General features: G+C 75.4%; 10 protein-coding genes. 4 read left to right on the plus strand and 6 right to left on the minus strand.

The genetic code is table 11. The features are described 5' to 3' along the window. Position 1 precedes the first annotated feature (1 nt). Positions 2-688: an SDR family oxidoreductase gene (locus tag C8D89_RS25265; RefSeq protein WP_207787415.1), complete on the minus strand. Its 687-nt coding sequence runs from the start codon at positions 686-688 to the stop codon at positions 2-4. 62 nt (positions 689-750) lie between these two features. Further along, the gene (locus tag C8D89_RS25270) at positions 751-1,113 is read right to left on the minus strand and encodes a VOC family protein (RefSeq protein ID WP_243418370.1); all 363 of its coding nucleotides are present in this window, start codon (positions 1,111-1,113) and stop codon (positions 751-753) included. A gap of 76 nt (positions 1,114-1,189) precedes the next feature. Here C8D89_RS25270 and C8D89_RS25275 point away from each other — a divergent pair, with 76 nt between their 5' ends. Next, positions 1,190-1,759, plus strand: a complete 570-nt coding sequence (locus C8D89_RS25275; protein WP_243418371.1) for an RNA polymerase sigma factor — start codon at positions 1,190-1,192, stop codon at positions 1,757-1,759. Then, complete coding sequence (locus C8D89_RS25280) at positions 1,756-2,499, plus strand: methylated-DNA--[protein]-cysteine S-methyltransferase (protein ID WP_116710901.1); 744 nt, start codon at positions 1,756-1,758, stop codon at positions 2,497-2,499. The genes C8D89_RS25275 and C8D89_RS25280 overlap by 4 nt, the downstream gene beginning before the upstream one ends. A 70-nt stretch (positions 2,500-2,569) precedes the next feature. Here the strand turns inward: C8D89_RS25280 and msrA are convergent, their stop codons facing one another. Then, on the minus strand, positions 2,570-3,088 hold the full coding sequence (gene msrA, locus C8D89_RS25285) for a peptide-methionine (S)-S-oxide reductase MsrA (RefSeq protein WP_116710902.1): 519 nt from the start codon (positions 3,086-3,088) through the stop codon (positions 2,570-2,572). Positions 3,089-3,197: 109 nt separating this feature from the next. Between msrA and C8D89_RS25290 the strand changes: the two genes are divergently transcribed. Continuing rightward, positions 3,198-3,665, plus strand: a complete 468-nt coding sequence (locus C8D89_RS25290; RefSeq protein WP_341477334.1) for an SRPBCC family protein — start codon at positions 3,198-3,200, stop codon at positions 3,663-3,665. A 3-nt stretch (positions 3,666-3,668) separates the two neighbouring features. Here C8D89_RS25290 and C8D89_RS25295 read toward each other — a convergent pair whose 3' ends face one another. Together C8D89_RS25295 and C8D89_RS25300 are read right to left on the minus strand one after the other, a co-directional pair. Further along, positions 3,669-4,196, minus strand: a complete 528-nt coding sequence (locus C8D89_RS25295; RefSeq protein WP_116710904.1) for a 2'-5' RNA ligase family protein — start codon at positions 4,194-4,196, stop codon at positions 3,669-3,671. Beyond that, positions 4,193-5,098 (minus strand): LysR family transcriptional regulator, encoded by a 906-nt coding sequence (locus C8D89_RS25300; RefSeq protein ID WP_116710905.1) that lies wholly within the window; start codon positions 5,096-5,098, stop codon positions 4,193-4,195. The genes C8D89_RS25295 and C8D89_RS25300 overlap by 4 nt, the downstream gene beginning before the upstream one ends. Positions 5,099-5,181: 83 nt before the next feature. Between C8D89_RS25300 and C8D89_RS25305 the strand changes: the two genes are divergently transcribed. Next, positions 5,182-6,060 (plus strand): EamA family transporter, encoded by an 879-nt coding sequence (locus C8D89_RS25305; protein WP_243418372.1) that lies wholly within the window; start codon positions 5,182-5,184, stop codon positions 6,058-6,060. Between the two features lie 11 nt (positions 6,061-6,071). On the opposite strand, the gene C8D89_RS25310 is transcribed toward C8D89_RS25305, so the two are convergent. Continuing rightward, positions 6,072-6,314: a hypothetical protein gene (locus C8D89_RS25310; RefSeq protein WP_116710906.1), complete on the minus strand. Its 243-nt coding sequence runs from the start codon at positions 6,312-6,314 to the stop codon at positions 6,072-6,074. Positions 6,315-6,555: the final 241 nt, after the last annotated feature.

A 6,555-nucleotide genomic window follows, 5' to 3' on the forward strand; every position in this document is an offset into this window, starting at 1 on the left:
GTCAGGTGAGGCGACGGAGGATCGGCATCGGGAGCACGGTGAGCAGCGGACCGAGGACGCTCCACGGCCAGGTCGGGACGTAGGCGAACGCGGGCGCGCGCTCGATCGCGTCCGCCATCGCCCGCGTGCCCGTCGCGGCGTCGACGGCGAAGGGCATCCGCAAGCCCTCGTTGAGGTCGGTGCGGATGAACCCGGGCGCGATCGTGGTGACGCGGATCGGGGTGCCGTACACGTCGGCGCGGATGCCCTCGGCCAGGTGCGACAGGGCCGCCTTCGTCGCGGCATAGGTGGTCTGGGCGCCCCGGAGCCCGCGGTCGGCCGCTACCGACGACACGACGACCAGGTGTCCCGCGTCCTGCTCCCGAAAGATCTCCATGGCCGCCTCGCACTGGGCCAGGGCGGCGACGAAGTTGGTGCGCGCGGTGGCGAGGTTGGCGTCGAAGCGCCCGGTACCGATCGGCGCGCCCTTGCCGAGCCCGGCGTTGACGACCACGCGGTCCAGCCCGCCGAGCTCGTCGCGCAGCGCGCGGACGGTCCGGAACACCGCCTCGTGGTCGTCGACGTCGAGCGCCGCGACGGCGATCCGTACGCCGGTGGGCGCGAGCTCGTCGCGCAGGGCCTCGAGCCGGTCGAGGCGGCGGGCGGCGAGCGCGAGGTCGTGACCGCGGGCGGCGAACTCGCGGGCCATCCCGGCGCCCAGCCCGAGCTCGCTCCGGTGATCAGGGTCCGCATGGGCGGGAGCCTGTCAGGTCATCGGTGGGCGAGCACGTTCACCACCACGCCCTGCGAGGTGCGGACGAAGAAACGGCGCACGCCCCACTCCTCGTCGGTGAGCGGGTGGACGATCTCCAACCCCGCGGCGACGGCCCCGGCGTGGACCCTGGCGAGGGCGTCCAGGTCGGCCACCTCGACCGACACCCGACTGTCCTCCGGCGCCGTCGCGTCCCGGGCGACGAGCTGGACCTGGGTGTTGCCCGGCCCGCGGTGGTTGACGATCCAGCCGAGGTCGAACGGGGTCTCCAGCCCGAGCAGGCCGGTCCAGAACGGTGCGTCGGCGGACGGGTCGGCGACGGCGAGGTTGGCGACGATGCGGCGCACGGGCGAGTCGGTCACGCCCGGGGAGCCTGCCGGGCGACCGGCTCGCGGTCTTGGACGAAACGGAAGCCCGCCCTGTGGTGTTCTCCCCGGCGTGGCGGACGACGAGCAGCTGCGCGCGGCGCTGGTCGAGGACCTCGACGCGGGGTTCGAGGCAGTGGTGCGCGCGCACGGCGACGTGGTGCACGCGGTCGCGCGCCGCACCGCCGACCGGGCCGCCGACGCCGAGGACCTCGCCGCGGAGGCGTTCCTACGGGCCTACCGAGCGCTCCGGGGCTACGCGCCCGCGCGGATCGAGACCCTCGCGCTGCGCCCCTGGCTGTTGACGATCCTGCTCAACACCGCCCGCAACGACCGCCGTGACGCCGCGCGCCGGCCCCGCACCGACGGGGTCACCCCGGTCCCCGACCGCCCCACGGCGGCGCCGGGCCCGGCCGAGCGTGCCGAGGGCGGCGAGGTCGCCGACCGCCTGGCCCGCCTGCTCGCCGAGCTGCCGGCCGCCCAGCGGACCGCGGTGGTCCTGCGCCACGTCGTCGACCTGCCCGTGGCCGAGGTGGCCGCGGTGCTCGGGATCGGCGAGGCCACCGCCCGCTCGCACGCCAAGCGGGGACTCGACGCCCTGCGCACCCGCCTGACCGCCGACACCTCCGAGGAGACGGCATGACCGACCACCTGCTCACCGCGTTGCGCGACCTCGCCGAGCCCGCTCCCGCGACCCTCGCCGAGCGCGTCGTCGACACCTGGGTCCGGGTGCCCGGCCCGCTGGGCGAGGTGGTGGCGGTGGCCGGCGCGCGGGGGGTCCGGCTCCTGCGGCTGACGGCGCACGTCGGCGACGTCGAGGCGTTCCTCGAGGGGTACCGCACACGCCACGCCCGCCCGGTCCGCCCGGCGGCGCGCCCGCCCCGCGGCCTCGTGCCGGCGCTGCGCGGGACCGGGGCGGGGCCCGAGCTCGACCTGGGCGACCTCACGCCGTTCGCCCGCGAGGTCCTGGCCGTGACCGCGCGCATCCCCGCCGGGCAGACGCGGCCCTACGGCTGGGTGGCCCGCGAGGCCGGGCGCCCGCGGGCGGTGCGGGCGGTGGGCACGGTGCTCGCGCGCAACCCCGTTCCGCTGCTCGTCCCGTGTCACCGTGTGGTCCGCGGTGACGGGGACCTCGGGGAGTACCTCTCGGGGCGGGCGGACAAGGTCGCGCTGCTCGAGCGGGAGGGCGTGGAGCTCGAGCGTCTCGCCGCCCTCGCCGCGGCCGGCACGCGGTTGGTCGGCAGCGACACCACCGGCGTCGTCTGTTTCCCGACCTGCCACCACGCCCGCCGGATCACCGACGCCCACCGGCACGGGTTCGCGAGCCTCGTGCGCGCCCGCGCCGCGGGCTACCGTCCCTGCCGCGCCTGCCGTCCCTTGTGAGCGAAGTTCCCGGCTGTGCCCGGGAACTCCGCTCAGAGGGGTCGGCGCGAACCCCTGGGAACCCGCCGCGTCACGCCGAGGTGGTCTCGCTGCGGCGCGGCAGCACCCAGTCCGGCCGGACGTAGTGGCAGGTGTAGCCGTAGGGGTGCTTCTGCAGGTAGTCCTGGTGCTCCGGCTCGGCCTCCCAGAACTCGCTCGCCGGCTCCACCTCGGTGACGACCTTGCCCGGCCACAGGCCCGAGGCGTCGACGTCGGCGATGGTGTCGCGGGCGACGCGCTCCTGCTCCGGCGTCGTGTAGTAGATCGCCGAGCGGTAGCTGCGCCCGATGTCGTTGCCCTGCCGGTTGCGCGTCGACGGGTCGTGGATCTGGAAGAAGAACTCGAGGATCTCGCGGTAGGAGATCACGTCGTCGTCGAACACGACCTCGACGGCCTCGGCGTGGTCCCCGTGGCGGCGGTAGGTGGCGTTCGGCGTCCCGGGATCGCCGGAGTACCCGACGCGTGTCGAGAGGATCCCGGGGCGCTGCCGCAGGAGCTCCTGCGCACCCCAGAAGCACCCCCCGGCCAGGATCGCGGTCTGCTGGGCCACTGTTCGACCTCCTCGGTCTCGGCTTGCGTCCGGGCCAACGCCGACACGCCCGGCGATGTTCCTCCGGCTGAGCGACGCCCGCCCACGTCCAGGTGACATGCTCCGCGCCGTGAGCGAGCAGCGCATCGAGGTCCCGCGGTGGATCGAGGCCGAGCCGGCGACCATCTTCGACGTGCTGCGCGACCCGCACGGGCACGTCGCCATCGACGCCTCGGGCATGCTCATGGCCGCGACCGGCGAGCCGGTGGAGGCCGTCGGCGACCGCTTCACCGTGCACATGGACCGCGAGGCGCTCGGCGACCGCCCGCTCGGGCGCTACGACGTCGACGTCGTCATCACCGTCTACGAGCCCGACCAGGAGATCGCCTGGACGATCGAGGGGCAGGCCCGGCCCTCCATGGGCCACGTGTACGGCTATCGCCTCGAGCCGCTCGACGGGGGCACGCGCGTCGTCTCCTACCACGACTGGTCCGACATCCACCCCGAGTGGGCCGACCGCGACGTCTTCCCCGTCATCTCCGAGCAGGCCCTCAAGGCGACGCTGGGCATCCTCGCGCGCAACGTGCAGAAGGTCTGACCCTCAGCCGCGCAGCGGGGCCTCGGCCGCGACGTCCCACGTGGCGGACCGGGCCATGACGTGCACGCGGTCGATCCGCACCTCGAGCGGCAGCGACGGGCTGAGGGCCTCGGCGGCCGCCTCCAGCGCGCCGGCGGGCGCGGCTCGGCGCAGCCCCACGGTCAGGTGGGGGACGAGCTCGCGGTCCTCGGGCGGGACCTCGGGCACGGCGTGACGCACCCGGTCGGCGATCTCGCGGAACGGCGCGACGGGCTCGGGCGCCAGCCACAGCACCCGTCGCCCGAACCACCGCACCGCGCCGAAGCGACACGTGAACGGTGCGACCGGAGCGACCGCGTCCCGCAGGGTGCCCACCGCTGCGTCGGTGACGGCCGCGGGCTCGAGGAAGGGGTACACGAGCGTCACGTGCGCCCCGAGCCCTCGGCGGGCCGTCGGGTCGAGGCGTTCGCGGAACGGGCCGACGAGCGCGTCGGCGTCCGGCACCAGCGCCGCGATCATCGTGCGCCGGACGTCGGGGTCGAGGACCGTCACGCCCCGAGCATGCCCGGTCGAGCCCGGGCAATGTGGTCGAGCACAAGCGCCAGGGGCGGCCAGGCCGCCCGCCCGCGACGCGTCACCGCATAGGCGCGCAGGAGGACCCCCGGGTCCCGCAGGGGCGCGACCTCGATGCCGGGCCGCACCGGCCGGTCGCGCGGCAGCAGACCGACGCCGAGCCCGGCGAGGACGAGGTCCTCGACGAGCTCGAGGCTGTCGGCCTCGTGGGTCAGGCGCGGGTGGAAGCCCGCCATCGACGCCAGGGTCCGCAGCACCTGCTCGTCGGCCTGGTTGCGGGAATTGCCGATCCAGTCGTCGTCGCGGAAGGCCGTGACCACCGCGAGGGCGTCCGACGAGGCCGGCGGGGTCCGTGCGGACGGGACGGCGAGGCCCCAGACGGTCGACCACAGCGGGACGGCGGTCAGGTCCGGATCGAGCACGGCGGGCGCGAGGTCGTAGTCGTAGGTCAGCGCCAGGTCGATCTGGTCGGCCAGCAGCATGGCGTGGGCCTCGGCCGGCTCGTACTCGCGGATGGTCAGCGCGACCTGCGGGTGCGACACCGCCAGCGCCGCCAGGGTCGGCATCACCGCGTGCCGGATCGCGGTGGCGAACCCGGCGACCCGCACCAGCCCGCGTGGCTCGGCGTCGGGGTCGAGGTCCCGCCGCGCCGTCTCCACCGCGGCCAGGATGGTGCGGGCGTGCTCGGCGAGCCGCCGCCCCGCCGGCGTCAGCCGCGACCGGCGTCCCTCCGGTTCGACCAGCGCCGTGCCCGCCTCCCGAGCCAGCGCCGCGATCTGCTGGGAGACCACCGAGGTGCTCGTGCCGAGCACGTCGGCGACGACCCGCATCGAGCCGTGCCGGGCGAACTCGACGAGGTAGGGCAGGCGCCGGGTGTCCACCCGTCCATCATCCGTCCTCCGCGCACGATTCGTGAAGGATTCTCACGTGGATGCGAACGGTCGCGCCCTCTTCACTGGCCGCCGTGGCCACACCGACGCTCACCCCGACGCTCACCCCGACGCCGCGCATCGGCGCCGCCATGGCGACCGGCGCGATGGTGTGCGTGCAGCTCGGCCTGGCGTGTTCGGTCGGGCTCTTCGCTCACCTCGGGTCGACCGGCACGGCGTGCCTGCGGCTGCTGTGGGCCGGGCTGCTATTCGTCTTGATTGCTCGCCCGCGCCCGTCGGCCTTCACCCGCTCCGCGCTGGCCGCGTCCGCCGGCCTCGGCGTCGTCACCGCCGGCCTGACGATCCTGTTCACCGAGGCGATCGCCCGCATCCCGCTCGGCACCGCGTCGGCGCTGGAGTTCCTCGGCCCGCTCGGGGTGGCGCTGCTCCGCGGACGCGGGCGGGCGCGGGGGTGGGCGCTGCTCGCCGGGGTCGGCGTCGTGCTGCTCACCAACCCGTGGCGGGCGGGCCTGGACCCCGCGGGTGTCGGGTTCGCGCTGGCCGCCGCGGGCTGCTGGGCCGGCTACATCCTGCTGACCCAGCGCGTCGGCGACCACGTCGTCGGGCTCTCCGGGCTCGGGGTGTCGATGCCGGTGGCCGGGCTCGTCGCCGCCCTCGTCGCCGGACCGGGCCTGGTCGAGCACGTGCAGAGCGGGCGCCTCGACCTGCCCGTCCTGCTCGCGGGCCTCGGCGTCGCCCTGCTGCTCCCGGTGCTCCCGTTCAGCCTCGAGCTCCTGGCCCTGCGGCGGCTCACCACGGCCGCCTTCGGGACGCTGATGTGCCTCGAGCCCGCCATCGCGCTCGGGATCGGCCTGCTCCTGCTGCACCAGGTCCCGTCCCTGGGCGCCGCGGCCGGGATCGCCGCGGTGGTGATCGCCGGGATCGGGGCCGAGCGTGCCGGGGCGCGGGCGTAGCGCTCAGCCCATTAGTCGTCGTCGGGACCCGCCGGTGGGTCCACCCCGAGGTCGCGGTAGAGGTCGCGGTACAGGTCGCGGTGGAGGCTCTCGTTCCAGTGCTCCTCGCCGCGGCCGACCCCCTCGGCGCGGTCGACCCCGATGTAGGCCTGGACGAACCGCGCCCGCTGGCGCTTGACCTCGTCGGCCAGGGCGTCGTCCACCGCGCCGCCGATCTCGGCCTGCGCGTCGCCGTCCGGTGTGCCCTCGGCCATCCGCTCTCCTCGCGTCCGACGTCGAGGGTGCCCGCGCGGGGCGGGGCCCTCGGGGAGAGGGTGCCGCCCACGCGCGGATCGCGCTCGCCACGAGGCCGTCGCGCTGCCCCGGTCGCGCTGCCCCGGTCGCGCTGCCCCGGACAGCTCGACGCTCCTATGGTTCGTCAACCCCTGCGGGTTCGAGCTGACGGTAGAGCTGGCGGGCGATGTAGCGCTTGAGGCATCGGCGGATCTCGCGGTC

This window comes from Actinomycetospora cinnamomea, from assembly GCF_003096675.1.
GTDB classification, from domain to species: domain Bacteria; phylum Actinomycetota; class Actinomycetes; order Mycobacteriales; family Pseudonocardiaceae; genus Actinomycetospora; species Actinomycetospora cinnamomea.